The sequence below is a fragment of the Clostridiales bacterium genome, from assembly GCA_025757645.1.
GTDB lineage: Bacteria > Bacillota > Clostridia > Oscillospirales > Oscillospiraceae > CAG-103.
In genome coordinates this window covers 234,804-259,885 of record CP107216.1, presented here as the reverse complement: position 1 = coordinate 259,885, position 25,082 = coordinate 234,804, and the positions used below count along the sequence as shown (strand labels likewise).

The following is a 25,082-nucleotide window of genomic DNA, read 5'->3' as shown; positions in this document are numbered from 1 at the left end:
TCCAGCATATAATCTATTCTCGATAAAACTAAACAACTTAATTTCTGGAGATGGCACTCTGTGCCATCTCTTTTTTTAAAATCTATTGTCACTTACGACCGACACCATCGAAATACCCCCTTGAAATTATAAAATTGCCGAGTATAATAACATTATGGGATTTGAAATCCCATATAGAAACAGAGGTGCTGATATGAGAACAAAGAATCAAGAAACTCTGGACAGGATATTGAAGTTCGTAAACAAGTATTATCAGGAGCACCACAGCTCTCCTACGATCAACGATGTTGCTGAAGGCGCTGGCGTTGCCAGATCCACTACGCATCGCTACCTTCAGGAACTGAGTGATCGCAACCTGATTGACTACAGCCGAGGTATCTTGTCTGCTCCCCAGAGCGCCAAAATGAAAACGGCCTATGTATCCGCCCCGTTAGTAGGCTCTATTCGCTGCGGCAATCCGGAGGATGAGGAAGAGTCGATTGAGGAGTATGTCAGCCTCCCGGTCTCTATGTTTGGCAAGGGAGATTTCTATATTCTCCGCGCCAAAGGCGATTCCATGGTGGATGCCGGAATTGACGAGGACGATCTGCTTGTTATCGAGCGCAATTGCCCTGCTCTCGAGGGGGATATAGTCGTTGCGCTGGACGAGGACAACCAGAATACGCTGAAGCGATACGCCGGCTACGACAAGGACAGTGGGTATTACATCCTCGAATACGAAAACGAGGCTCGATACCCGGGCAAAACAATAAAGGTGCGGAGCTTTCAGGTACAAGGCGTTGCTCGGCACGTAATAAAATCACTCTAAACAATAATCTTGATTCGATGGGAGATGTGTTGTTTTGAATGCAAAAGATGTGAAATGCCCGATTTGCGGCACAGTCAACAGGAGTCTCGATTTAGATGAGACCGACGGATGGATGGAATGTGAGAGCTGCTATAACGCTATTCAAATATTGGAGTACGCTAAAAGCAAGCGTGTTCCGGTATATCAGATGGCGGATTGCAATCTCCTCGTTCCGTTGAGCAAAAAAAGATAAAAGGAGTATGGCGATGCTGGAGGACTGGACGATTTACTCTTGGTATTGCCCAAACTGTAAGACGCAGGTAGCGGGGCTAAAAAACAAGAAAAATCAAATCAGAGTTATTTGCACAAAGTGCGGCGTTGAAATGGTCCGCACGGTTGTAAGCAGGCGGCATGATGTGATTGATATGTTCGCTCCGTCAGGAATGGAACATAGCGAACTGGAATTGAGGGAGTATTGATATGACGATGTTAGAGGCTTTTGTAAAAGAGCGCAACGAGGCGCTGTTCAGCCTTGACCGAAAGAAGATCGAGGCCTACATGATCAAATATGGAGAAACGGAAATTGCGCAGACACCCGATGTTGTTTTCTGGGCATCCGTGTACAAGGCCATCTGCGGTATCAAGGATGCGCCAGCGGCCATTTTAAGCAAAGCAAAGGCATGGCTGCACGAGCATGGCATGAGCCCTAATCTGGCGGGATGATAATCCCCCCATTGATCTGCATGAAGAACATCGAAGCGAGTTCCTATAACAACTGAATCAACGACATCACGACGGAACGGTCGGGCTGAAACAGGGCCACACGAAATCCGCTTCCAGGTCACTTGATCGTGGGCATTAGCCCGAACATGAACCGGTAGTTATTCCAGACATACGTGAGAGGCCACCGGCAAGGTAAGACACTATAGTTCTATCTATAGGTCTGCCTTGTCGGTGGCCTTTTTTTGTTTTTTACCGACATTACAAATACATATTCGCAGCCTGAAGTACAAGGGCCAAGGATACAAATACGCTGATTTCAAATCTATTTGAAAAAGCAGTATGGGTACCCTTAGATTTCTGCACCCTTTTTCAGGCAAGCAGCATCGGGAGTCCTTTTCGCCAGCGTAGTTGTGTCCTTTGGACCGCAGCAGGCGGAAAGGACTTTTTATGTGCGATCAGTGGCTCTGCTATATCGCTGAATACCCGTGATCTCCGAATTTTTGACTTTCACCCAAATTCAAAAATTCAAAGGAGATTACGACAAATGGGATTTAATTATGGACTCGAAAAGAGAAAGTTCACCGAGGAGTGGAAGAAGCTCTACCGCGAATATAAAGCTGCCGGCATGAGCGAAGAGGATATTCAGGATATCTATGCGTTCGACCTGAATGTGTTCAGGAAAAACAGGACGGAATGCCAGCGCACACAGCCCCTCTCAGAAAGCTCCTGTGACGACGGAACCGAACAGGGTGAATCTATGTCTGCCCTATTAAAAAAGTTCTCCAGTGCGCTTTCTGTGTGCGACAAGTATTCTTTCCAAAGTGACCCCCGCTTTGCGTGGGTTGATGAAATGGAGAATGACGAATTATATCGGAAGATTATTTCTCTGCCTAAAAGAGATATGGACCTGCTGACGCTGATCGCATTTGAAGGATATTCACAGCGGGAGGTTGCAGAAATTCGCGGCATTGCCCCCGCCGCGATCTGCAAAAAAATCGCAAAACTCAAAAAACTTCTGTATGGGGGTTAATTTTTGCCCGTTTTCGTTGCCTACCAAGTGAAAGGATTATTTCGAAAACAAAGGAGCAGCAGAATATGAACCATTTGAACGAGAAGAACTCCGTTTTGAATAGACCGATGTATTTGTGCCTTTGCCCGGTTTGCCTTGGTCAGTTCCTTGACACAGGAAGCTATAAGATCGTGCGGGAAAATCACGGACAAGCAAAAGAGCGCTGTGATTTCTGTAATTATCGCAACGGGTACGATTTCATCATCTACTCCAAAACAGAAAAGAAAGATGAGGTGGCAGACGAATGGCAATGAAAAAGTCTGAGCTGAGAGAACTGTACTTGATGATGTTTCCGGAGTATCCGGACATTGTGAACATCACTCAGCTCCAATCGATGCTTGGTATCAGCCGCCATCTTGCCTATGACTTGATCAATGACGGGTATATCAGAGGACTGAAAATCGGAAATGCGTTCCGGATACCCAAGGTCAATGTCATCGAGTATGTCATGGATCAGGGAAAAAGTGTGATTTGAACTCTGTTTTGATGATCGCATATTTGAGTATCTCCCACCGACCGAATAAAATATAGATGTCGGTGGGAGATGCCTGTATACAATTCAATGATTCCGGAGGTAATAAAAATGGTATCAGGAACTCTTGCGCTGAAGAACGGCTACTATTATGCCGTTCTCAGCTATCAGGACGCAGCAGGAAAACGCCATCAAAAATGGGTATCGACAGGATTGCCCCAAAAAGGCAATAAGCGCCGGGCAGAACAGGAACTTATTCGTATTCGCAGCGAATTTGAGATTCCTCCGGCTGCTGGAGAATTAAACTCCAATATGCTCTTTGCAGACTATTTGGATCAATGGCTTGAGGTTGTCAGAGCGAGGATCAAGCCCGCAACATTCGGCTCGTATCAAGGGATGGTCAAAAGCACGATTGGCCCGTATTTCCGCAAAAAAGAGCTAACCTTAAAAGAGCTGGAGGCTCGGCACATCCAACAGTTTTATACGGAGAAGCTGAAAACCGTTACGCCGAATTCAGTTATCCACTATCATGCGGTGATTTATCAGGCCTTGAAGTATGCGATGAAAACCGACATGGTACCGCAGAATGTTGCCATGAAGGTGGATAGGCCGAGGAAGAACTCGTTTCAGCCGACCTTTCTTGACGCAGAGCAAATGCAGAAGTTGTTCGAGATTGTCAAGGGAACGCGGCTGGAGCTTCCGGTTTTGGTTGCTGCTTTTTATGGACTGCGCCGTGGTGAGGTGCTCGGGTTAAAGTGGGATGCGATCGATTTCAATCGCGGAACGCTGACCATCAAACGAACAGTCACTGAGGCAACGATTGACGGCACCATGAAAATTATCGAGCAGGATTCTGCTAAGACCAAATCAAGCCTGAGAACGCTTCCTTTGGTGGGGAGCTTCCGCGACTACTTTCAAAAGGTAAAAGAGGCCCAGGAGCTAAACAAGAAAGTTTGCGGCAATTGCTATAACTACGAGTACGACGGTTATGTCTTTGTGAACGAGCTGGGAGAGCGCATGCGCCCCAACTATTTGACGGAGTACTTTCCTAAGTACATAGCAAAACACGGGATGCCGAAGATGCGGTTTCATGATCTTCGCCATAGCTGCGCCAGCTTGCTGCTGGCCAACGGCGTGCCGTTAAAGCAAATCCAAGAATGGCTCGGCCACTCGGATTTCAGCACGACCGCTAATATTTATGCCCATCTCGACTACAGATCCAAAATATCCTCGGCGCAGGCCATGGAGCAGGGAATGCTCCTTCCGAGGTCAGATGATTTCGGGAGCCGCTGGGAAAATGTAACCGAGCAGGGCAAAATAACAGAACCGGATTTGAACCCGGGTTTTTGACTAAAAAAACACGCTGTTCTAACGCAAAAACGGCCAATTCTAACGCCGTTCTAACGCGAAAATCGGAAAATTCAAGGAGTCGGACAAAAAAGGAAAGTCCAGCAAACCCTTGAGTTTGCTGGACTTTTTTGGCGGAGAGGATGGGATTCGAACCCATGTGCGATTGCTCGCAAACTGATTTCGAGTCAGCCCCGTTATGACCACTTCGATACCTCTCCGTGTATGTCAAACACGGTCAAAACATCTTGAACCTCAAAAAAGAGGGAAAACCAAAATGTTAGAACGGCGTGTTAGAACAGCGAAATATTTAGTTTTTAGAACCCGCGAAAACCCTTGAAAACAAAGGGAAACGGGTGGACGAAAAAGCCTGAGCTGCGGAGGATTTCGAGTGCTGCACCTTCGACCACTCGGACAACTCTCCGTGTCTATTTTCGTCCGGTTTTCTTTCCAGAAATTTGCTCAAAAATTCGTTGGAGAGAAAACAGGAGAGACGGCAAAAAATATTCGATTTTGAGATTTTCTGTGTTGAGGAATATCAAGGAGAATCAGGGGGATGAAATTCCCAGCTTCTGCCGAAATTTCGAGTCAGGGCCGTTATGACCACTTCGATACCTATCCATGAATGCGTTTCACGAACGCACGGATGATTATAACCAATCCCGCGAAAAAAATCAAGTATGGCGGTGGAATTTCTGCAAATTCTGTTGTATAGTACTTGCGTATGCGCTAATATGGCGCAAATTCTGCGCAAAAAGGACACCATCACCGTGGACGATATGAAAAAAGAGGCCGAACGCGAGGCGCGCACCATGTGGCAGTTCGTGCGCACGTTTCTCAAGTGGCTCGTGATCGCGGGCGTGACCGGCGGCATCGGCGGGCTGGTCGGCTCGGCCTTTCACCTGAGCGTGAACTGGGCGGCGGCGTTTCGCGCCGCGCACCCGTGGCTGCTGTGGCTGCTGCCAATAGGCGGCCTGCTCATCGCGGCCATTTACCGCCTGACCAAAATGGAAAACAAGAACACCAACGCCATCATCGACGCCATCCACTTCGGCGACAAGGTGCCGCTGCTGCTCGTGCCGGCGATCTATCTGTCGACCGTTATTACGCACCTGTTCGGCGGCAGCGCCGGGCGCGAGGGCGCTGCGCTGCAGATCGGCGGCAGCCTCGGCTGCTACGTCGGGCAGCTGTTCCGCCTCGATGAAAAGGACATGCGCATCGCCACGCTCTGCGGCATGAGCGCCGTGTTCTCGGCCCTGTTCGGCACGCCGCTGACGGCGACGATCTTCGCGCTCGAGGTCATCAGCGTGGGCGTGTTTTATTACTCCGCGCTCGTGCCGTGCATCGTCGCGTCGCTCGCGGCGCTCGCGATCTCGAATGCCTTCGGCATCGCGCCGACGCACTTCACGTTCGCGCTCACGGCCGTGCCGAAGCTGCTGCTTCTGCGCGTGGCGGCGCTCGCCGCCGTGTGCTCGCTCATGAGCATCCTCTTTTGCGTGACCATGCACGGCACGGAGCGGCTCTTTGCCGGCCGCATCCAGAACCCGTGGCTGCGCATCGCCGCCGGCGGCGCGATCGTGGTCGTGCTGACGCTGCTCGTTGACACGGGGGACTACAACGGCGCCGGCATGGACGTCATCACCCGCGCCATCGAGGGCGGGCAGGCCGCGCCGGACGCATTTTTCTGGAAGCTGCTGTTCACCGCTGTCACCATCGGCAGCGGGTTCAAGGGCGGCGAGGTCGTGCCGACGTTTTTCATCGGCGCGACGCTCGGCTGTGTGCTCGGCGGACTGCTCGGCATCCCGGCCGGATTTGCCGCGGCGCTCGGACTCGTGTGCGTGTTCTGCGGCGCGGTCAACTGCCCGATCGCGTCGATCGTGCTGAGCATCGAGCTCTTCGGCGCGGGGCAGCTCGTGTACTTTGCACTCGCGTGCGGCATCGCCTATATGCTCTCGGGCTACTTCGGGCTCTACAGCAGCCAGAAGATCCTTTATTCCAAGCTGAGGACGGAGTTTATCAACATCCACGCAAAATAAAATGCAAGCGCCATGCCCGGACACGGAACGTGTCCGGGCAATTTTGACGCCGAAAAAAATTATATAATTTGCGTATAAATTTATATAAAAATGCTTGACAAAGTTATAAGGCGGGTGTACAATGCACAATGTAAGAAAAAAGAAAGCGGTGACCAACCGATGAAGAAAACTCTATACAGCCTCATGCTCAACGAGGAGGTCGTGCGCGAGATCGACCGCATGGCCCACCGCATGGGCACGAACCGCTCGGCACTCATCAATCAGATCCTTGCCGACTATACCTCGGTCGTGACGCCGGAGCGCCGCATCGAGAACATCTTCCACGAGATCGAGCAGCTCGTCGCGCCGGCGCGCGACCTGGTGCCGTTTTTCGCGCCGCACACGACGAGCATGTCGCTCAAGAGCAGCCTGGAGTACAAGTACCGCCCGACGGTCAAGTACGAGGTCGCGCTCTACGGCGACAAGCAGGAGGGGCTCGGCGAGCTGGCCGTCATCTTCCGCACCCAGTCGGCGCAACTGCTGCAGAGCATGACGCAGTTTTTCCGCCTCTGGAAGCAGATCGAGGACGCGCACCTGTCCGGCGTGGAGCCGGATTACGCGCTGTACGACGGCAAGTTCGTGCGCACGCTCTCGCTGCCGCCCGATCACGACTACACGAGCGAGGAGATTGCCCGCGCGATCTCGGACTACGTGCAGCTGTTTGACCGGCTCATGAAGGCATACCTCGCCGGGAAGTACACCCCGCCTGAGATCGAGGCGCTCTACTGCGCGCAGCAGCAGCGCGCGGCGATCCTCATCTGATCCATTCGCAACCATCCATGAAAGGAGGCGCTGCGTGCCGGAACACGCAGCAACCCGACTATGAACGCTGATAAATTCACGCAAAAGACAATCGAAACCATCCAGACCGCCCAGAGCATGGCGCAGGAAAACGGCAACCAGTATCTCACGCCGGAGCACCTGCTCTATGCGCTCGTTGACGCCGACGGCGGCCTGATCGGTACGCTGCTCGGCCGCATGGGCGTGGACTGCAACGCCGTGCTCAGCGAGCTGGACACCGCCATTGACCAGCTGCCGAAGGTCTCCGGCGGCAGCGGCGAGGTGTACGCCTCGCCGGAAACGAGCAAGATCTTCAATTTCGCCGAGCGCGAGGCCAAATCCGGCGGCGACGCCTACGTCTCCGTCGAGCACCTGATGCTCGGCATCTTCGCCAACGAGACCGCCGCCATCAAGCGCATCTTCAGCGCGCACGGCATCACGAAGGCGGGCTTTGTGGCGGAGCTCAAAAAGGTCAAGACCGGCCCCGTCACGAGCGACAACCCGGAGGACACCTATGACGCGCTGAAAAAGTACGGCACCGACCTCGTCGAGCGCGCCCGCGAAGGCAAGATGGACCCGGTCATCGGTCGCGATCAGGAGATCCGCAACGTTATCCGCATCCTCTCGCGCAAAACAAAGAACAACCCCGTGCTCATCGGCGAGCCGGGCGTCGGCAAGACGGCCATCGCCGAAGGGCTGGCGCAGCGCATCGTGCGCGGCGACGTGCCCGAGGGCCTGAAGGACAAGACCATTTTCTCGCTCGATATGGGCGCGCTGGTCGCGGGCGCAAAGTACCGCGGCGAATTCGAGGAGCGGCTCAAGGCCGTGCTCGAGGAAGTGCGCAAGAGCGAGGGGCGCATCCTGCTGTTCATCGATGAGCTGCACACCATCGTCGGCGCGGGCAAGACCGAGGGCAGCATGGACGCCGGCAACCTGCTCAAGCCGATGCTCGCCCGCGGCGAGCTGCACTGCATCGGCGCGACGACGCTCGACGAGTACCGCAAGTATATCGAAAAGGATGCCGCGCTCGAGCGCCGCTTCCAGCCCGTGCAGGTCGATGAGCCGACGGTGGAGGACACCATCTCCATCCTCCGCGGCCTGAAAGAGCGCTACGAGATCTACCACGGCGTGCGCATCCACGACAACGCGCTCGTCGCCGCGGCCACGCTCTCCAACCGCTATATCACCGACCGTTTCCTGCCTGACAAGGCCATCGACCTCGTCGATGAGGCCTGCGCCATGATCCGCACGGAGATCGACTCCATGCCGTCGGAGCTCGACGACCTGCGCCGCCGCATTATGCAGATGGAGATCGAGGAGATGGCCCTCAAGAAAGAGGACGACCAGCTCTCGCGCGACCGGCTCGAAAAGCTCACGCAGGAGCTCGCCGAGCTCAAGGACCGCTTCAACGAGCAGAAGGCCCGCTGGGAGGCCGAGAAGAACAGCGTCGAGGAGGTCAAGTCCCTCAAGGCGGACATTGACCACCTGCACGCCCAGATCGAAGAGGCCCAGCGCAACTATGAGTATGAAAAGGCCGCGCGCCTGCAGTACTCCGACCTGCCGAACCTCGAGAAGGAGCTCACCGAGGCCGAAGCCGCGGCCGAGCGCCGCAAGAGCGACAACTCCCTCGTGCACGACACCGTGACCGAGGAGGAGATCGCCGGCATCGTTGCCAAGTGGACCGGCATCCCGGTGGCAAAGCTCATGGAGGGTGAGCGCGAGAAGCTGCTGCACCTCGACGAAGTGCTGCACCGCCGCCTGATCGGCCAGGACGAGGCCGTGGAGAAGGTCTGCGAGGCCATCCAGCGCTCGCGTGCCGGCATCAGCGACCCGAACCGCCCGATCGGCTCGTTCCTGTTCCTCGGCCCGACGGGCGTCGGCAAGACGGAACTGGCCAAGGCGCTGGCCGAGAGCCTGTTTGACGATGAGCGCAGCATGGTGCGCATCGACATGACCGAGTACATGGAGAAATTCTCCGTCTCGCGTCTCATCGGTGCGCCTCCCGGATACGTCGGCTACGACGAGGGCGGTCAGCTTACCGAGGCCGTGCGCCGCAAACCGTACTCCGTCGTGCTGTTCGATGAGGTCGAAAAGGCGCACCCGGATGTGTTCAACATCCTGCTGCAGATCCTCGACGACGGCCGCATCACGGACAGCCAGGGCCGCACGGTGGACTTCAAGAACACGATCATCATCCTCACGTCGAACCTCGGCAGCCAGTACCTGCTCGACGGCATCGGCCCGGACGGCGAGATCACCGCGGACGCGCGCGAGCGCGTGCAGGGCGAGCTGCGCCGCGCCTTCCGGCCGGAGTTCCTCAATCGTCTGGATGAGATCCTCATGTTCCGTCCGCTCACGCGCGACAACCTGTCGCACATCATCGACAACCTCGTCGCCGCCCTGCGCAGCCGCCTGGCTGACCGCACGCTGAACCTCGAGATGACCGACGCCGCCAAGGCGCTCATCATCGCCAACGGGTATGACCCGGTCTACGGCGCGCGTCCGCTCAAGCGCTACCTGCAGAGCCACGCCGAGACGCTCATTGCCCGCACCATCCTCTCCGGCGACCTGCACGCCGGCGACACGCTCGTCGTGGACGCCGAGAACGGCGCGCTTGTCTGCCGCGTGAAGGCATAAGGCATAAAAATGACCCCGGGAATCTGTGCATCGTGCACAGGTTCCCGGGGTTTTGCTTTTGCCCTTGTTAATTATTCCTTGTGTTTTAAGCAGAAAATGCTATAATAGGCATACAAAAAATCGAGGCTGGCCAGCCTCATGGTTTATTGCATAAACCATGATAAGCCTCTAATGGCCTGTCACGATAGCCGTGAAACGGCGCGGATTATTAGCGGAAAAGGCGGGCTTGTTATGGATAAGTATGTCTTGGAAAGAGATGGTCAGCTTGATTTTTACAAGACTTTTCTTCCACGTGTTGATCCCCAATTAAATATTGATGAAATTATATCTGACAGCAACGATGGCGTTATCAATGGCAATCTGTTAGAGTTTAAGCTTCACGTTACAGATTTGAACTCTGTGCTGTTTCAGTGTATCAAATACCTGTCTGCTCTGCGTGTCAAGGGGAAGCCTGTTCCAGCTAACATTCTGATCATAGATGTGAACGCCGCGTGCGTTTGGCTGTACCGATCCGCGCCTTATTTGGCGGATATTGAAAAGCTGTATTTCGGCGGTGCATCAAAGGATAACAGCGGATTTATTGGCGGAGATGCTGAGCGGGTGCTGCATTATGAAAAGCAACTTGATGCTGAAGGTATTGTTGCCTTGCTCAAAGAAAATAGTTTTACCAAAATACATATTGATGAAAACTGCATCGTCGGTTGGGCTACATCTTTTTACAAGGCTGTTCCCACAGCGCGCAAAGAGGACTTTTTGGGTGATGACACAGGCAAGCATAAAACAATTGGTGAAATCAGAAAACCAGTTCACTTTGCACAGTATATATACCCTTATGAAGGACAGACAAACATCAAGTTTAACTACTTGATGGACAAGTTAAATGACACCTTGCAGAAAAAGAACCTTGGTGCATTCTATACACATCATCTTTACGCTGAAAAGTCGATCGAACTTGTACGTGCCGCTATTGCTCGTGTGCCCGCCGGAAATGACTATATCATTCTAGACAGGTGTGCAGGGACAGGCAATCTTGAGGCGGGATTGACGGACGATGAACTCACGCATTGTATTGTTTCTACGGTCGAATATTACGAATACAAGGTGCTACAAGAATTGCTCGGTGCAAAAGTGCGCCATATTATCCCGCCTGTTGAAACAGCTGAGACATTCAACGCCGGACTTGTAACAGGTGCGGACGCTTTAAGCCGTGAATATATTGAAAATTCCGTCATTAAGCAGTACCTTGACAATCCGCAATGCACGGTGATTTTGTTTGAAAACCCGCCCTACGCTGAAACAACTAGCGTTGAACATCAACGTCATGGTGTAGGCAAGAAATCATCCACATGGAAAAACAGCTATGTTGTCTCAGAAATGAAAAAAGAGGTCAAAGGGACTGCTACCAATGATTTGGGTAACGCCTTTATTTGGTCCGCCTTCAAGTATTATCTGCGCCAGCCAACGGATAGCTATATTGTTTATTCCCCGGTCAAGTATTGGAAAGCACAGCACTTGATCAATAAAGAATTCTTAGGAGGTTTCGCGTTTAACAGACGGCACTTCCACACAAATATTGATGCCTGCATCATGTGCGCCTATTGGGGTCAGGCAGAGGCAAACATTGATAATATTGAAATTCATGGCTATGATATTGCTCCCAACGAGACATTAGATGATTTTGGAATGCTATGTGTTAAGCGCATTCATACCATGTATAGCAAAACCTATTATGACAAGAGGACATTTCCGGATGACACAGAGAATGGGGTTTTGCTACAGCATGATGGCGGCTTGGCAGTAAATCAAAAAATGCGGATAAAGCCATTGTTTATTATTAAATTTTATATCTGATTTTTGATTATCCGCATAAACACTATACTTTCAAGCATTTTGAAATATAGGAAAGCACTCATTTTACCACGAATTTACCACGATTGAATGAGCCTTGATATGACGTAAGAATTTGAAAAGGACACCGTATAGTTTGGTGTCCTTTTACATGAAAATCATTAGTCGCTATTGATTGTTATTATACATTTTGTTAATTGTTCTTATTTCTTTTACGTTTTTTACCGAAAATCATGAGTATTGTCCGAGAGTGATTGGTCTTGCGTATGGTTAACCCTAAAGTTATGGAAATAAGACTTAGAAGCAAACTTAAGAGTGTGTTGATAGTGCATTATCTTAAAATTTTGTATAATAGGAATTGAAGTTAAATTAGATGCTAAAAATTTGTAATTAAGAAGGAGGGATTCGTCATGTTGGTATTCCAAATGCGTAATGTAGATAAAACATCTACTGTTTTGAAACAGACTAAAAACAGTGATTACGCAGATAAATAAATACGTTAGATTAATTCCTACCAGTGACTAATCTTATGACTTTTTAAACAGATAACTAAAATTACAAACAAATCGTTTAACTTCTGTATTTATTTATAGATGTAATCACTTCAGGAGTGATTACATGAACAAAAATATAAAATATTCTCAAAACTTTTTAACGAGTGAAAAAGTACTCAACCAAATAATAAAACAATTGAATTTAAAAGAAACCGATACCGTTTACGAAATTGGAACAGGTAAAGGGCATTTAACGACGAAACTGGCTAAAATAAGTAAACAGGTAACGTCTATTGAATTAGACAGTCATCTATTCAACTTATCGTCAGAAAAATTAAAACTGAATACTCGTGTCACTTTAATTCACCAAGATATTCTACAGTTTCAATTCCCTAACAAACAGAGGTATAAAATTGTTGGGAGTATTCCTTACCATTTAAGCACACAAATTATTAAAAAAGTGGTTTTTGAAAGCCATGCGTCTGACATCTATCTGATTGTTGAAGAAGGATTCTACAAGCGTACCTTGGATATTCACCGAACACTAGGGTTGCTCTTGCACACTCAAGTCTCGATTCAGCAATTGCTTAAGCTGCCAGCGGAATGCTTTCATCCTAAACCAAAAGTAAACAGTGTCTTAATAAAACTTACCCGCCATACCACAGATGTTCCAGATAAATATTGGAAGCTATATACGTACTTTGTTTCAAAATGGGTCAATCGAGAATATCGTCAACTGTTTACTAAAAATCAGTTTCATCAAGCAATGAAACACGCCAAAGTAAACAATTTAAGTACCGTTACTTATGAGCAAGTATTGTCTATTTTTAATAGTTATCTATTATTTAACGGGAGGAAATAATTCTATGAGTCGCTTTTGTAAATTTGGAAAGTTACACGTTACTAAAGGGAATGTAGATAAATTATTAGGTATACTACTGACAGCTTCCAAGGAGCTAAAGCGCTCGGGACCCCATTAAGTATTTTTAAAAGCATGGTCGCAAGTTTCACTAGCAGCCATGCTTTTATTGAATCATTGTAGGACATTTTAAAGATAATTGCCCACTTTAAAATTAAACATGTGCTTAGAATCGTTCTAGGCAACACCAATAACAATCACTAATCACAAGTGATTTGTGATTAATCACTTGTGATTTACAAGGTGTAACGATATAATTAAATGGAAAACGTGCAAAATATTTACATAAACAGGAGGGAGAAACTTGGAACTAGCATTTAGAGAAAGCTTAAAAAAGATGAGAGGTACCAAATCAAAAGAAAAATTCTCCCAAGAATTAGAAATGAGTAGATCAAATTATTCATTGATTGAATCAGGAAAATCAGATCCGACATTAAAAACATTGGAACGAATTGCAGAATTGACAAACTCAACCTTAGTTATTGACTTAATTCCTAATGAATTAGAACAAGTAGAGTTGCAAATAGAAGAAGAGAAGCAATGATTGTCGTTAATATATTTAACGAACATTATGGGATATCTCGTAGTTGATGGCCCGGGCTTTGATAACCCTGATTTACACGCCGTTTTAATTCGCGCAGGCATATATAATGGCAATGGCTTTTTCTTGCGAAAAGACAACTATCTCGAAAAACTCCCCATGTTCTGCGCCTCGCGTTATATCACATATAACAGGGCGTGGACGGAACGTGCCCGCATTATGAAGTCAGCAGACGGCGCGGATAGGTATCACGCAGATGTTGCAAGCGGGAAACTGACACAATTTCTCTTAAAATGCCTTCTGTTTACCTGTTTAGAAACGCAAAACCACATGAGGACATTTACAGGCAGCGACGGACGCTTTTACCGTAACGAGCTGTGTTTTGATGATACGAACGGAGAAACAATTGCCCTACAAGATGTAAAAGCTCTTTTAGTAGGCGATAAGGAGACCAAACTTTTGGAACAGTGGGAAACCGTTTTGCACTGGGCAAAGCAGGCAAAAAACTATGACCCTGCATTGACCTATGGCGTATACCAAATCTCTTCAGAATTGGATACCTCGCATAAAGACGAAGTGACGGGGGATACGGTTTGGGAAAACGTGGAGTTGCATACGGCGCTGGTAGGATTGAAAACGCTGGTGAAAGAGTATTATAACTCCGAAATTGTCCCGACACTGTTTGAGTATGAGTATTTGAAATAAATTAAAAGGTGCGGGAGTCATCATGATTCCCGCACCTTTTCACTTAACTGAGAATTGTTTTTTTTCAGGCTTTCGGCTGTTTCCGGCACAGGCGGAAGATCAGCAGTGTCAGCAGCGCGCCGGTGAGGTAGCCCGCCGTGTCGAGCCAGACGTCCGCGATGCGGCCGCTGCGGCCGGGGACGAAGAGCTGGATCGTCTCGTCGCACAGCGCGGCAAAGGGGCCTGGCAGCAGCGCGCGCGGCCACGAAAAATGCGCGCTCGTGCGCAGCGCGGCGGCCGTCAGCGCGCCGAGCACGGCGTACTCGGCAAAGTGCGCGCACTTGCGCAGCACATGGTCGGTCATCCACGGCAGCAGATCTTGCACCACGACCAGCAGCGCGCCGCTCTCGGCGCCGCTCTGTGCCGCAGGCAGGCACGAGTGGCCCCAGATGACCAGCAGCCACACGGCAGCGCAGACCGTCAGGATGCGGCTGGCGCGGCGGTTCATTTGCCCTCTGCTTCCTTCTGCGCGCGGATCTTGTCCACCCAGCACTTGTGGCACATGGCGACATAGCTGTCATTGCCGCCGAGGAGGATCTGCCCGCCCTCGGTGATGACGCGGCCGCTGCCGTCGATGCGGGCGTTGACCGTCGCCTTGCGGCCGCAGGCGCACACGGTCTTGATCTCCGTGATGGAATCGGCCAGCTCCATGAGCCGCCGCGCGCCGGGGAAGAAGTGCGTGAGAAAATCCGTCCGCAGGCCGAAGCACAGCACCGGGATGTTCTGCTCGTCAACGATGCGGCGCAGCTGGTCAATCTGCTCGGGGGAGAAAAACTGCGCCTCGTCCGCGATGATGACATCGGCGTGGCCCGCGCGCGCGAACGTGGCGATGATGTCCTCGTCCGGGTGGATGACCTGCGCCTCGCGCTGCAGGCCGATGCGCGAGCGGATGATGTTCGCCCCGTCGCGGTCGTCGACCGACGGCTTGATGAGCCAGACCGTCATGCCCAGCTCCTCATAGTTGAACTGCGTGATGAGCGCCTGTGCGGACTTCGACGAGCCCATGGCGCCGTATTTAAAGTAGAGTTTGGCCATTTAATCCCGCTCCTTTACATAGGCCCGGATGCGCTCCATGACAAAATCGAGCGCAACCTGATTATGCCCGCCTTCAGGGATAATAATATCGGCATAGCGCTTCGACGGCTCGACGAACATCTCGTGCATGGGCTTGACCGTGGTCAGATACTGCGTGACGATCGACTCCAGGTCGCGGCCGCGGTCGCGCACGTCGCGCCGCAGGATGCGCACATCGGCATCCGTGTCGACAAAGAGCTTGATGTCCAGCCGCTCGCGCAGCTCCGGCTCGGCAAAGATGAGGATGCCCTCGACGACGATGACCTTGGCCGGCGTGACCGTGGTCGTCTCGGCCGCGCGGTTGTGCACCGTGTAGTCGTAGATCGGGCATTCCACCGCCTGCCCGGCGCGCAGCGCGTCGAGATGCTGCACGAGCAGCTGCGTGTCGAACGCATTCGGGTGGTCGTAGTTGAGCTTTTTGCGCTCGGGGAAGGGAATGTCGTCGTGCCGCTTGTAATAATTGTCGTGGTACAGCACGCTCACATCGCCGCCGAATTCGTCGAGAATGCGCCGCGTGATGGTGGTCTTGCCGCTGCCGGTGCCGCCGGCGATGCCGATGGTGATGACGTCGCTCATGGTGCCGCCTCCCGTGTGTCGCTTTTTTCTCCAACATTCTACCACAGGCGCAGGGCCGTTGCAATTTGACTTTTGCATTTTTTGCGGTTAAAATAAAACCGGCCGCTGCGCGCGGCCAAACCTGAAAAAATAGAAAAACGGAGGTAGTATCATGCCTGTTCCCACGCCGCATATCGCAGCCAAAGCCGGAGACATCGCCAAGACCGTGCTCATGCCCGGCGACCCGCTGCGCTCGAAGTTCATCGCCGAGACCTTTCTGGAAAATCCCGTGCTCGTCAACAACGTCCGCGGCGTGCAGGGTTACACCGGCACGTGGAAGGGCGTGCCCGTGACCGTGATGGCCTCCGGCATGGGCATCCCGTCGATCGGCATCTACAGCTGGGAGCTGTACAACTTCTACGATGTCGACAACATCATCCGCGTCGGCTCGGCCGGCGCGCTCGCGGACGACCTGAACCTCATGGACGTTGTCGCCGGTGCGGGCGCGTGCACGGACTCCAACTTCGCGCACCAGTTCGGCCTCAACGGCACGTTCGCGCCCATCGCGGACTACACGCTGCTCAGCCAGGCCGTCGCCGCGGCGGCCGCCAATGGCGTGACGCTGCACGTCGGCAACGTGCTCTCGGCCGATAACTTCTACGACGACGGCAGCGACGGTCCGGATCAGTGGAAGAAGATGGGCGTGCTCGCCGTCGAGATGGAGGCCGCCGGCCTGTACATGAACGCCGCCCGCGCCGGCAAGCGCGCGCTCGGCCTGTTCACGATCTCCGATCACATCTACCGCGCCGAGGAGCTCACGAGCGAACAGCGGCAGAACTCCTTCGTGCAGATGATTACGATTGCGCTCGACACCGCCGTCAACATGGCAAATCTGTAACGCAAGGGCATCTGTCCGCGAGAAACGGACAGATGCCCAATTTGTTTATATTTTTTTTATATTTTCGAAACAAATAGGATTGCTTGCAATTCCGGCGCGTGGTATACTAAAGACAGTTGTGAAAACACAACAAAAAACCACCCGAATGTCGGGTAAAATTTTAATGGAGGAAAAAATAGCATGAACATGAAGAAGCTCGTTGCTCTGCTCCTCGCGCTCGTCATGGTCTTTGCGCTGTGCGCCTGCGGTCCCAAGGACAATCAGGACACGGGCAAGAAAGACGACGGCAAAAAAACGGCTATGAAGGCAGACGACATCCCGGACGAAATGACGTCCAGCGATGGCAAGTATCAGGTCGCGTTCGTCACCGACGTGGGCGATCTGAAGGATAAGTCCTTCAACCAGGGCACTTACGATGGCGTGAAGCTGTACGCCAATGCCAACAGCAAGTCCTACAAGTACTATAAGCCCGCCAACGGCGACAAGGCCACCGATGACGATCGTTACGACGCCATGAAGGCCGCTGTCGACAACGGCGCAGAGGTCGTTGTGGCCGCCGGCTTCCTGCAGGGCGCTGCCCTCGAGAAGGCCGCGAAGGAATTCACGGACACCAAGTTCGTGTTCATTGACGGTTCGCCCGTCGACGGCGTGACCAACCTCGCTGCCATCAGCTTCCGTGAAGAGCAGTGCGGCTACCTGGCCGGCTATGCTGCCGTCATGGAAGGCTACACCAAGCTCGGCTTCTGCGGCGGTGGCGGCGGCACGAACGATGCCTGCTGCCGTTACGGCTACGGTTACGTTCAGGGCGCTGAGGCTGCTGCAGCCGAAAAGAACGTCAAGGTCGAGATGAACTACACCTGGAAATACGGCGAGAGCTTCCAGCCCTCCGCTGAGCTGCAGACCCTGGCCTCCGGCTGGTACAAGAACGGCACCGAGGTCATCTTCTCCTGCGGCGGCTCCATCTTCGACTCCATCACCGCTGCTGCTTCCGCGAACGACGCGGCTGTCATCGGCGTGGACGTCGACCAGTCCTACACCTCCGACACCGTCATCACCTCCGCCCTCAAGGGCATCGGCGAGGCTGCTCAGCAGGCTCTGACCGCCGCTTACGGCAGCGATTGGGCCAACTACGGCGGCAAGCTCACCACCCTGGGCGCGGCCGAGGGCGCTGTTGGTCTGCCGACCGACACCTGGAGCCTCAAGAACTGGACCGTTGACCAGTACAAGGCCATGTTCGAGAAGATCGTCAAGGGCGAGATCACCATCGACAACGACTTCACCAAGCTCGCCAGCACCGATCACGTCACCCTCAATCTCGTCAAGTAATTTGACCGGATTCCTTTTAAGGAGAGAAAGCTTTGGCTTTCTCTCCTTTTCTTGTTTGCCCCGGAACAGCCGCGCCGTGTGCAGACCTGTGCGCCGCGGGGGAGCCCGAGGGGGCGAAGGGCCCGCCTCGGATGAGATCCATTGCCGCCCGGCGGGCGGCGTCTCGGCCCGGGTGAAAAACTCCGGGTTTTCGCCCGGGCTGAGAGAAAGCTTTGGCTTTCTCTCCTTTTTTCGTTTGCATTCTGTACACATTTGGGGCGGAATGCCTTGAAATCAGGCGATCAAACAGGTATAATCAAAATATTAGAAGAGCCATTTCGCGCGCCGGGCAGCGCGGTTTCCCGTCCGGCGGCTGCCGATATGCAAACACAGAAACAGAAATAGGAAAGTAGGTGGCGGTATGGACAACGCTCCTCCGTATGTGATCGAAATGCTTCACATCACCAAGGAGTTCCCCGGTATTAAGGCCAACGACGACATCACCCTGCAGCTCAAAAAGGGCGAGATCCACGCCCTGCTCGGTGAAAACGGCGCCGGCAAATCCACGCTCATGAGCGTGCTCTTCGGCCTGTACCAGCCGGAGGCGGGCGAGATCCGCAAAAACGGCAAGCCCGTCAAGATCGACAACCCCAATGATGCCACCGCGCTCGGCATCGGCATGGTGCACCAGCACTTCAAGCTCATCGACGTGTTCACCGTGCTCGACAACATCATCCTCGGCGCGGAGACGACGAAGCTCGGTTTCATCCAGCGCAAGGAAGCGCGCAAAAAGGTCGAGGAGCTCTCGGAAAAATACGGCCTGAAGGTCGACCTCGATGCCAAGGTCGAGGACATCACCGTCGGCATGCAGCAGCGCGTCGAGATCCTCAAGATGCTCTACCGCGACAATGAGATTCTCATCTTCGACGAGCCGACCGCCGTGCTCACCCCGCAGGAGATCGACGAGCTCATGGCCACGATGAAGGAGTTTGCGCGCGAGGGCAAGTCCATCCTCTTCATCTCGCACAAGCTCAATGAGATCATGGCCGTGGCCGACCGCGTGACCGTCCTGCGCAAGGGCAAGTGCATCGGCACGGTCAACACCTGCGACACGAACAAGCAGGAGCTGTCGAACATGATGGTCGGCCGCCCCGTGCAGCTCGTCATCGACAAGACGCCGGCTCACCCCGGCGAGGAGATTTTGCATGTGGAGGATCTGTGCGTCCTGTCGCACCTGCACAAGCGCAACGCCGTCGATCATGTGTCGTTCAATGTCCGCGCGGGCGAGATCGTCTGCATCGCCGGCATCGACGGCAACGGCCAGACGGAGCTCATCCACGGCCTGACCGGCCTGGACAAGATCACGGGCGGCTCGGTCACGCTCTGCGGCGAGACGATCACGCACGCCTCCATCCGCCGCCGCGGCAGGAACATGAGCCACATCCCCGAGGACCGGCACAAGCACGGCCTCGTGCTCGACTTCACGCTCGAGCAGAACATGGTGCTCCAGCGCTATAAAGAGCCGCAGTTCCAGCACGGCGGCTTCATCCGCCGCGACGCCGTGCGCGCCTACGCCGACCGGCTCATCGAGCAGTTCGACGTCCGCAGCGGCCAGGGCGCCGTCACGATCGCGCGCAGCATGTCCGGCGGCAACCAGCAGAAGGCCATCATCGCCCGCGAGGTCGACCGGGACAAACCGCTCATCATCGCCGTGCAGCCCACGCGCGGCCTCGACGTCGGCGCGATCGAATACATCCACAAGCAGCTCGTCGCCCAGCGCGACGCGGGCAAGGCCGTGCTGCTCGTGTCGCTCGAGCTCGACGAGGTCATGAGCCTGTCCGACCGCATCCTCGTCATGTACGAGGGGCAGATCGTCGGCGAGCTCGACCCGAAGCAGACGACCGTGCAGGAGCTCGGTCTGTATATGTCCGGCGCCAAGCGCAGCGGGAAGGACGGTGAATCGGCATGAAGCAGAACAAACTCCGCACCCTTTATGAAAAGGACATGACCAAGAAGATCCTCGCGTCGCTGCTGTCGATCCTCATCGGTCTCGTTGTCGGCAGCGTCATCATCGCCGCCGTCGGCTTCTCGAATCCGGAGCTCGGCGCGTCGAGCGTCTGGGACGGCATCCGCATCGTGTTCGCCGGCCTGTTCAGCACCGGCCGCACCGCCTCCGGCGTGCTCACCTGGGGCTTCAACTCTACGAACTTCGGCAATATGCTCTTCCGCGCCACGCCGCTGATTATGACGGGCCTGTCCGTCGCCGTGGCGTTCAAGACCGGCCTGTTCAACATCGGCGCGCCCGGCCAGTACCTCATGGGCACGCTCGTGTCGCTGTGCATCGCGCTCGGCATCCCATCGAGCAGCGTCGCCCCGTGGCTGATCTGGATCCTTGCGTTTCTCGGCGGCGTCGCCGCCGGTGCGCTCTGGGGCGCGATCCCCGGCGCGCTCAAGGCGTTTTTGAACATCAACGAGGTGCTGGCGAGCATCATGACCAACTGGCTGGCGGCAAACCTCGTGACGTGGATGTTCGACATCAGCAACTTCAAAAACCTGGTCGAGAACACCAAGTCCGGCTACATCTACAAGACGACCTATAACGACGTGGCCACGGCGAAGCTCGGGCTCGACAAGCTCTTCCCGAACTCGCAGGTCAATGCCGGTATCCTCGTGGCGATTCTCTTCGCCATCGGCATGTACATCCTCATGAACAAGACGACGCTCGGCTACGAGCTCAAGGCCTGCGGCATGAACCGCCACAGCGCCCGCTACGCCGGCATCCGCGACAAGCGCAACATCGTCCTGTCCATGGCCATCGCGGGCGGACTCGCCGGCGGCGGCGCTGCGCTGTACTACCTGTCCGGCAATACGGAGTTTTTCTGGAGCACGTACCAGACGCTCCCGGCCGAGGGCTTCAACGGCATCCCGGTCGCCCTGCTCGCGGTCAACAACCCCATTGCCGTCATCTTCACGGCCATCTTCATGTCCGTGCTCGACATTGCGGGCCTGCAGCTGACCAACCTCACGGCGTATAACGAATACATCACGGACGTCATCATTGCGGCCATCGTGTATCTGAGCGCGTTCTCGCTCGTGATCCGCATGCTGCTCGACGGCCGGAAGAAAAAGCGCAAGTCCGGCGACACGCCGGCGGACGATCAGCCCGTCGAGCCCGCGCAGTCGCTCGGAGACCCGGATCTGCATCCGGACCCGGCCATCACAGACCCGGACGCGGATGCGCCCGTCGCGGAAGGAGGCGAGCAGGCATGAGCTTTCTCATCCAACAGACACTGATCTATGCCGTCCCGCTCATGATCGTGGCGCTCGCCGGCGTGTTTGCCGAGCGCAGCGGCATCATCAACCTCGCACTCGAGGGCATCATGATCTTCGGCGCGTTCATCGGCGTGCTCTTCGTGCGCCAGATGCAGGGCCTGGAGGTCTTCAACGCCGCCAAAGCGGCCGGGGACTGGGGCACGCTGCAGGGCCTCGTGCTGCTGGCCATGCTCGTGTCGGCGGCCATGGGCGCGCTGTTTTCGCTGCTGCTGTCGTTCGCGTCGATCAACCTGCGCGCCGACCAGACCATCGGCGGCACGGCGCTCAACCTGCTGGCGCCCGCGCTGGTGCTGTTCTTCATCCGCATCATCGCCAACCAGAACACCCTCAACATGGCCAGCGGTGACTCGGCCAGCTGGTTTATGATCAAAAAGAGCACGCTCGGCATCGACAAGTCCGTCGATCTCGGTTTCTTCGGCGAGACGTTTATCAACAAGGTGTATCTGGCCACCTATGTGTGCATCCTGGTGTTCATCATCCTGTCGATCCTGCTGTACAAGACGCGCTTTGGCCTGCGCCTGCGCGCGTGCGGCGAAAATCCGCAGGCGGCCGACTCGCTCGGCATCAACGTCTACAAGATGCGCTATGCCGGCACGACCATCTCCGGCGCGCTGGCCGGTATGGGCGGCTTCGTCTACGCGCTGACCACGGCCAACTGCTCGTCCAACGGCGACGTGGCGGGCTTCGGCTTTTTGGCCCTCGCCGTCATGATCTTCGGCAACTGGAAGCCGCTGAACATCGCGGGCGCGTCGCTGCTGTTCGGCCTGTTCAAGTGCATCGCCGCGGCCTACACCAGCCTCGACATCAACGGCGACGGCGTGTATCTGCTCGCGCAGATCGGCATCAGCGCGCACTTCTATCAGATGCTGCCGTACCTCATCACGATCATCGTGCTCGCCTTTACGTCCAAGAGCTCCCGCGCCCCCAAGGCCGAGGGCATCCCCTACGACAAGGGCAGCCGCTGAGCCGGACGACCGTTCCATTCCGCACCTGCCGGGCATCCGGCAGGTGCGTTCCATTTTGCAAATGGAACGCACAGATCCCATTCGAGGCGGGCTCTGCCCCCTCGAGCACCCCCTGTGGCTCGGATATCCGGCAGGCAGCGGCGGCTTCTCGCGCTTTGGCCGGTCAGGCTTGACCATCCACACGTTTTTATTAAAATCGCACAAACAATATGTGCATTTCCTGTGAAAAACGCAAAAACATACAAAATTCACAAAATGGTCATAAAACTGGTTGACATTTCGTAGGGGCGACCGTATACTGAACTTGCTGAACAAAGCATGATAGAGGCGCGGAAGTCATCAGTACCCTCGCTCACCGGCAGGTAACCGGGAGGGGAAAGGGGCAGCCGCCGAAGGGTCTCGCAGGTTCCTGCCGCGGGATTGCCTGGGCCGTCGGAGAACATCCGCCGGACTGCCGCATACGCGGAGCGCTGTCATTGACCAGGAGTTTCAAGTGTCATGAACAGTATGCTCTGTTCATGACATTTTTTTATAGGAGGAATTTCAAGATGAATTCCAGACGCAAGATCCTGGCTGTTCTGCTGCTCGTCGTCATGGCCGTGTCGCTGCTGAGCGTGTGCGCGCTCGCCGCCGATGACGGGGACGATGTGGCAAAGTCCATCACCTGCACCACGTGCAATGGTACCGGCATCTCGCAGGGTGAAGAATGCAGTGCCTGCGAGGGCACCGGCGAGATCACATCCACCAGCCGCATGGCGTTTTCGTTCTGGGCACTCGTGCCGCCGATCGTCGCCATCATCCTCGCACTCATCACGAAGGAAGTTTACTCGTCGCTGTTCGTCGGCATCCTGCTCGGTGCGCTGTTTTACTCCAACTTTAACCCGATCACCGGCCTTGACGCCATCATCAACGACGGTATGGTGCCCGCCGTCGCCGACAGCGCCGGCATCATGCTCTTCCTCGTCATCCTCGGCGCCATGGTCGCGCTCATCAACCGCGCCGGCGGCTCCGCCGCCTTCGGCCGCTGGGCCGAGACCCACATCAAGACCCGCGCCGGCGCCATGTTCGCCACCTTCCTGCTCGGCGTGCTCATTTTCGTCGATGACTACTTCAACTGCCTGACCGTCGGTTCGGTCATGCTGCCCGTCACCGACCGGCACAAGATCTCCCGCGCCAAGCTCGCCTACCTCATCGACGCCACGGCCGCACCCGTGTGCATGATCGCGCCGATCTCCTCCTGGGCCGCCGCCGTGTCCGGCGTCGTCGAGGACTACAACGGCTTCGACCTGTTCGTGCGCGCCATTCCGTATAACTTCTACTCGCTGCTCACGTTCGTGTTCATCATCGCGCTCATCCTCATGAAGTTCGACTACGGCCCGATGCGCCTGCACGAGATGAACGCCCGCTTCAAGAACGACCTCTACACCACCGGCGACCGCGCCGACGGGAACAATGATGCCATCGACTGCAACCAGAACGGCCGCGTCATCGACCTGATCCTGCCCGTCGCCGTGCTGATCGTGACGTGCTTTGCCGGCCTCGTCTACGCCGGCGGTTACTGGGACGCTTCCGGTGACTACTACCACGACTTCGTCGGCGCTTTCGGCAACACGGACGCCTTTGTCGCCCTGCCCTGGGGCTCGCTGATCGCGCTCGTGTTCACGATCATCTACTTCCTGTGCCGCCGTCTCATCACCTTCAAGGATTCCATGGCCTGCCTGCCGAAGGGCTTCATCAACATGGTCCCCGCCATCATGATCCTGACCTTCGCCACCTCGCTCAAGAACATGACCGGCCTGCTCGGCGGCAAGTACTTCGTCGCCTCCGTCATGAACTCTGCGGCCGGGTCGCTGTTCAGCTTCCTGCCGGCGATCATCTTCCTTGTCGCCGGTGTGCTGAGCTTCTCCACCGGCACGAGCTGGGGCACGTTTGGCATCCTGCTGCCGATCGTCACCTATGTGTTCGACCCGTCGAGCAGCCTGTTCATCATCGGCGTGTCCGCGTGCCTGGCCGGTGCCGTGTTCGGCGACCACTGCTCGCCCATTTCCGACACGACCATCATGGCCTCCGCCGGTGCGATGTGCAACCACGTCAACCACGTGTCCACGCAGCTGCCGTATGCCGGCACCGTCGGTATCATCTGCTTTGTCAACTACATCCTGGCGGGCTTCATCCAGAACGTTTATATCTGCCTCGCCATCGGTGTGGTGCTCGTGGTCGCGGCCCTGTTCGTCATCCGCGCCATCACCGCCAAGAAGCCGCTGCCCGGCTTCGAGGACGTCGCCTGAGAGAGCAAAACCGCATAGAAACCCATATGTTCAACGCCGCCTCCGGGCTTTCGGAGGCGGCGTTTTGCGTCTTTTTGCGGCGGCGCAAAAAGGCTTGACCTTTGACAGAGAGTGTGGTATAGTGAATCTACCTGTCAGTCGAGAGGTTCCCTTTTTATGCCCTTTCGGCTCATACAGGGAGGCAATCACGTCCCGACAGGGACGAAATCAATAAGGAGGTGCCGAAAA

The 25,082-nt window shown here is 54.7% G+C and carries 23 protein-coding genes, 1 tRNA gene and 1 riboswitch; of the genes, 20 read left to right on the top strand and 4 right to left on the bottom strand.

Annotated features, from left to right (window positions below):
* Positions 1–193: 193 nt before the first annotated feature.
* The 6 genes from OGM61_01280 (at position 194) to OGM61_01255 (ending at position 4,401) form a co-directional block, all read left to right on the top strand.
* Positions 194–808, top strand: a complete 615-nt coding sequence (locus tag OGM61_01280; GenBank protein ID UYI84726.1) for a helix-turn-helix domain-containing protein — start codon at positions 194–196, stop codon at positions 806–808.
* A gap of 459 nt (positions 809–1,267) precedes the next feature.
* Positions 1,268–1,510, top strand: coding sequence for a hypothetical protein (locus OGM61_01275; protein ID UYI84725.1), 243 nt, complete (start codon positions 1,268–1,270; stop codon positions 1,508–1,510).
* A 544-nt stretch (positions 1,511–2,054) separates the two neighbouring features.
* The gene (locus OGM61_01270; GenBank protein ID UYI84724.1) at positions 2,055–2,540 is read left to right on the top strand and encodes a hypothetical protein; all 486 of its coding nucleotides are present in this window, start codon (positions 2,055–2,057) and stop codon (positions 2,538–2,540) included.
* 65 nt (positions 2,541–2,605) lie between these two features.
* Positions 2,606–2,833, top strand: coding sequence for a hypothetical protein (locus tag OGM61_01265; protein UYI84723.1), 228 nt, complete (start codon positions 2,606–2,608; stop codon positions 2,831–2,833).
* Positions 2,824–3,054 (top strand): helix-turn-helix domain-containing protein, encoded by a 231-nt coding sequence (locus OGM61_01260; protein UYI84722.1) that lies wholly within the window; start codon positions 2,824–2,826, stop codon positions 3,052–3,054. Before OGM61_01265 ends, OGM61_01260 begins: the two co-directional genes overlap by 10 nt.
* A 108-nt stretch (positions 3,055–3,162) precedes the next feature.
* The gene (locus OGM61_01255; GenBank protein ID UYI84721.1) at positions 3,163–4,401 is read left to right on the top strand and encodes a site-specific integrase; all 1,239 of its coding nucleotides are present in this window, start codon (positions 3,163–3,165) and stop codon (positions 4,399–4,401) included.
* A gap of 129 nt (positions 4,402–4,530) precedes the next feature.
* Here OGM61_01255 and OGM61_01250 read toward each other — a convergent pair.
* Positions 4,531–4,619 (bottom strand) — tRNA-Ser (locus OGM61_01250).
* 558 nt (positions 4,620–5,177) lie between these two features.
* On the opposite strand from OGM61_01250, the gene OGM61_01245 reads away from it, so the two are divergent.
* The 8 genes from OGM61_01245 (at position 5,178) to OGM61_01210 (ending at position 14,397) form a co-directional block, all read left to right on the top strand.
* Positions 5,178–6,434: a chloride channel protein gene (locus OGM61_01245; GenBank protein ID UYI85551.1), complete on the top strand. Its 1,257-nt coding sequence runs from the start codon at positions 5,178–5,180 to the stop codon at positions 6,432–6,434.
* A 159-nt stretch (positions 6,435–6,593) separates the two neighbouring features.
* Positions 6,594–7,235, top strand: coding sequence for a ribbon-helix-helix domain-containing protein (locus OGM61_01240; GenBank protein ID UYI84720.1), 642 nt, complete (start codon positions 6,594–6,596; stop codon positions 7,233–7,235).
* A 60-nt stretch (positions 7,236–7,295) separates the two neighbouring features.
* Positions 7,296–9,890: an ATP-dependent chaperone ClpB gene (gene clpB, locus OGM61_01235; GenBank protein UYI84719.1), complete on the top strand. Its 2,595-nt coding sequence runs from the start codon at positions 7,296–7,298 to the stop codon at positions 9,888–9,890.
* A 231-nt stretch (positions 9,891–10,121) separates the two neighbouring features.
* Entirely contained in the window at positions 10,122–11,741 is a 1,620-nt protein-coding gene (locus OGM61_01230; protein UYI84718.1) for a hypothetical protein, read from the top strand.
* Positions 11,742–12,148: 407 nt separating this feature from the next.
* Positions 12,149–12,232 carry a 23S rRNA methyltransferase attenuation leader peptide gene (locus tag OGM61_01225; GenBank protein ID UYI85550.1) on the top strand — a complete coding sequence of 28 codons (84 nt, stop codon included), beginning with the start codon at positions 12,149–12,151 and terminating at the stop codon, positions 12,230–12,232.
* Between the two features lie 124 nt (positions 12,233–12,356).
* A complete protein-coding gene (gene erm(B) / locus OGM61_01220; GenBank protein ID UYI84717.1) occupies positions 12,357–13,094 on the top strand; it encodes a 23S rRNA (adenine(2058)-N(6))-methyltransferase Erm(B) in 738 nt (245 codons plus the stop codon).
* Positions 13,095–13,455: 361 nt separating this feature from the next.
* Complete coding sequence (locus tag OGM61_01215) at positions 13,456–13,695, top strand: helix-turn-helix domain-containing protein (protein ID UYI84716.1); 240 nt, start codon at positions 13,456–13,458, stop codon at positions 13,693–13,695.
* Between the two features lie 27 nt (positions 13,696–13,722).
* Entirely contained in the window at positions 13,723–14,397 is a 675-nt protein-coding gene (locus OGM61_01210) for a hypothetical protein (GenBank protein UYI84715.1), read from the top strand.
* A 64-nt stretch (positions 14,398–14,461) separates the two neighbouring features.
* Here OGM61_01210 and OGM61_01205 read toward each other — a convergent pair whose 3' ends face one another.
* Genes OGM61_01205 through udk form a run of 3 tightly spaced genes read right to left on the bottom strand, consistent with a single transcriptional unit; the run spans position 14,462 to position 16,086 of the window.
* Positions 14,462–14,884: a VanZ family protein gene (locus tag OGM61_01205; GenBank protein UYI84714.1), complete on the bottom strand. Its 423-nt coding sequence runs from the start codon at positions 14,882–14,884 to the stop codon at positions 14,462–14,464.
* Positions 14,881–15,471 (bottom strand): thymidine kinase, encoded by a 591-nt coding sequence (locus tag OGM61_01200; GenBank protein UYI84713.1) that lies wholly within the window; start codon positions 15,469–15,471, stop codon positions 14,881–14,883. Before OGM61_01200 ends, OGM61_01205 begins: the two co-directional genes overlap by 4 nt.
* Positions 15,472–16,086 (bottom strand): uridine kinase, encoded by a 615-nt coding sequence (udk, locus tag OGM61_01195; protein UYI84712.1) that lies wholly within the window; start codon positions 16,084–16,086, stop codon positions 15,472–15,474.
* Between the two features lie 151 nt (positions 16,087–16,237).
* On the opposite strand from udk, the gene deoD reads away from it, so the two are divergent.
* The 6 genes from deoD (at position 16,238) to OGM61_01165 (ending at position 24,854) form a co-directional block, all read left to right on the top strand.
* Positions 16,238–16,963, top strand: a complete 726-nt coding sequence (gene deoD / locus OGM61_01190) for a purine-nucleoside phosphorylase (protein ID UYI84711.1) — start codon at positions 16,238–16,240, stop codon at positions 16,961–16,963.
* Between the two features lie 180 nt (positions 16,964–17,143).
* A complete protein-coding gene (locus tag OGM61_01185) occupies positions 17,144–18,289 on the top strand; it encodes a BMP family ABC transporter substrate-binding protein (protein UYI84710.1) in 1,146 nt (381 codons plus the stop codon).
* Positions 18,290–18,689: 400 nt separating this feature from the next.
* Entirely contained in the window at positions 18,690–20,237 is a 1,548-nt protein-coding gene (locus OGM61_01180) for an ABC transporter ATP-binding protein (protein ID UYI84709.1), read from the top strand.
* The gene (locus OGM61_01175; GenBank protein UYI84708.1) at positions 20,234–21,538 is read left to right on the top strand and encodes an ABC transporter permease; all 1,305 of its coding nucleotides are present in this window, start codon (positions 20,234–20,236) and stop codon (positions 21,536–21,538) included. Before OGM61_01180 ends, OGM61_01175 begins: the two co-directional genes overlap by 4 nt.
* The gene (locus OGM61_01170; protein ID UYI84707.1) at positions 21,535–22,566 is read left to right on the top strand and encodes an ABC transporter permease; all 1,032 of its coding nucleotides are present in this window, start codon (positions 21,535–21,537) and stop codon (positions 22,564–22,566) included. Before OGM61_01175 ends, OGM61_01170 begins: the two co-directional genes overlap by 4 nt.
* A 314-nt stretch (positions 22,567–22,880) precedes the next feature.
* Positions 22,881–23,047, top strand: a riboswitch (Lysine riboswitch).
* 271 nt (positions 23,048–23,318) lie between these two features.
* Positions 23,319–24,854, top strand: coding sequence for a Na+/H+ antiporter NhaC family protein (locus tag OGM61_01165; GenBank protein UYI85549.1), 1,536 nt, complete (start codon positions 23,319–23,321; stop codon positions 24,852–24,854).
* Positions 24,855–25,082: the final 228 nt, after the last annotated feature.

Bases quoted from the DNA above. Each gene is read 5' to 3' on its own strand.
- OGM61_01280 (UYI84726.1), top strand. From the start codon at position 194: ATGAGAACAAAGAATCAAGAAACTCTGGACAGGATATTGAAGTTCGTA.
- OGM61_01275 (UYI84725.1), top strand. From the start codon at position 1,268: ATGACGATGTTAGAGGCTTTTGTAAAAGAGCGCAACGAGGCGCTGTTC.
- OGM61_01270 (UYI84724.1), top strand. From the start codon at position 2,055: ATGGGATTTAATTATGGACTCGAAAAGAGAAAGTTCACCGAGGAGTGG.
- OGM61_01265 (UYI84723.1), top strand. From the start codon at position 2,606: ATGAACCATTTGAACGAGAAGAACTCCGTTTTGAATAGACCGATGTAT.
- OGM61_01260 (UYI84722.1), top strand. From the start codon at position 2,824: ATGGCAATGAAAAAGTCTGAGCTGAGAGAACTGTACTTGATGATGTTT.
- OGM61_01255 (UYI84721.1), top strand. From the start codon at position 3,163: ATGGTATCAGGAACTCTTGCGCTGAAGAACGGCTACTATTATGCCGTT.
- OGM61_01245 (UYI85551.1), top strand. From the start codon at position 5,178: ATGAAAAAAGAGGCCGAACGCGAGGCGCGCACCATGTGGCAGTTCGTG.
- OGM61_01240 (UYI84720.1), top strand. From the start codon at position 6,594: ATGAAGAAAACTCTATACAGCCTCATGCTCAACGAGGAGGTCGTGCGC.
- clpB (UYI84719.1), top strand. From the start codon at position 7,296: ATGAACGCTGATAAATTCACGCAAAAGACAATCGAAACCATCCAGACC.
- OGM61_01230 (UYI84718.1), top strand. From the start codon at position 10,122: ATGGATAAGTATGTCTTGGAAAGAGATGGTCAGCTTGATTTTTACAAG.
- OGM61_01225 (UYI85550.1), top strand. From the start codon at position 12,149: ATGTTGGTATTCCAAATGCGTAATGTAGATAAAACATCTACTGTTTTG.
- OGM61_01210 (UYI84715.1), top strand. From the start codon at position 13,723: ATGGGATATCTCGTAGTTGATGGCCCGGGCTTTGATAACCCTGATTTA.
- OGM61_01205 (UYI84714.1), bottom strand. From the start codon at position 14,884: ATGAACCGCCGCGCCAGCCGCATCCTGACGGTCTGCGCTGCCGTGTGG.
- OGM61_01200 (UYI84713.1), bottom strand. From the start codon at position 15,471: ATGGCCAAACTCTACTTTAAATACGGCGCCATGGGCTCGTCGAAGTCC.
- udk (UYI84712.1), bottom strand. From the start codon at position 16,086: ATGAGCGACGTCATCACCATCGGCATCGCCGGCGGCACCGGCAGCGGC.
- deoD (UYI84711.1), top strand. From the start codon at position 16,238: ATGCCTGTTCCCACGCCGCATATCGCAGCCAAAGCCGGAGACATCGCC.
- OGM61_01185 (UYI84710.1), top strand. From the start codon at position 17,144: ATGAACATGAAGAAGCTCGTTGCTCTGCTCCTCGCGCTCGTCATGGTC.
- OGM61_01180 (UYI84709.1), top strand. From the start codon at position 18,690: ATGGACAACGCTCCTCCGTATGTGATCGAAATGCTTCACATCACCAAG.
- OGM61_01175 (UYI84708.1), top strand. From the start codon at position 20,234: ATGAAGCAGAACAAACTCCGCACCCTTTATGAAAAGGACATGACCAAG.
- OGM61_01170 (UYI84707.1), top strand. From the start codon at position 21,535: ATGAGCTTTCTCATCCAACAGACACTGATCTATGCCGTCCCGCTCATG.
- OGM61_01165 (UYI85549.1), top strand. From the start codon at position 23,319: ATGGCGTTTTCGTTCTGGGCACTCGTGCCGCCGATCGTCGCCATCATC.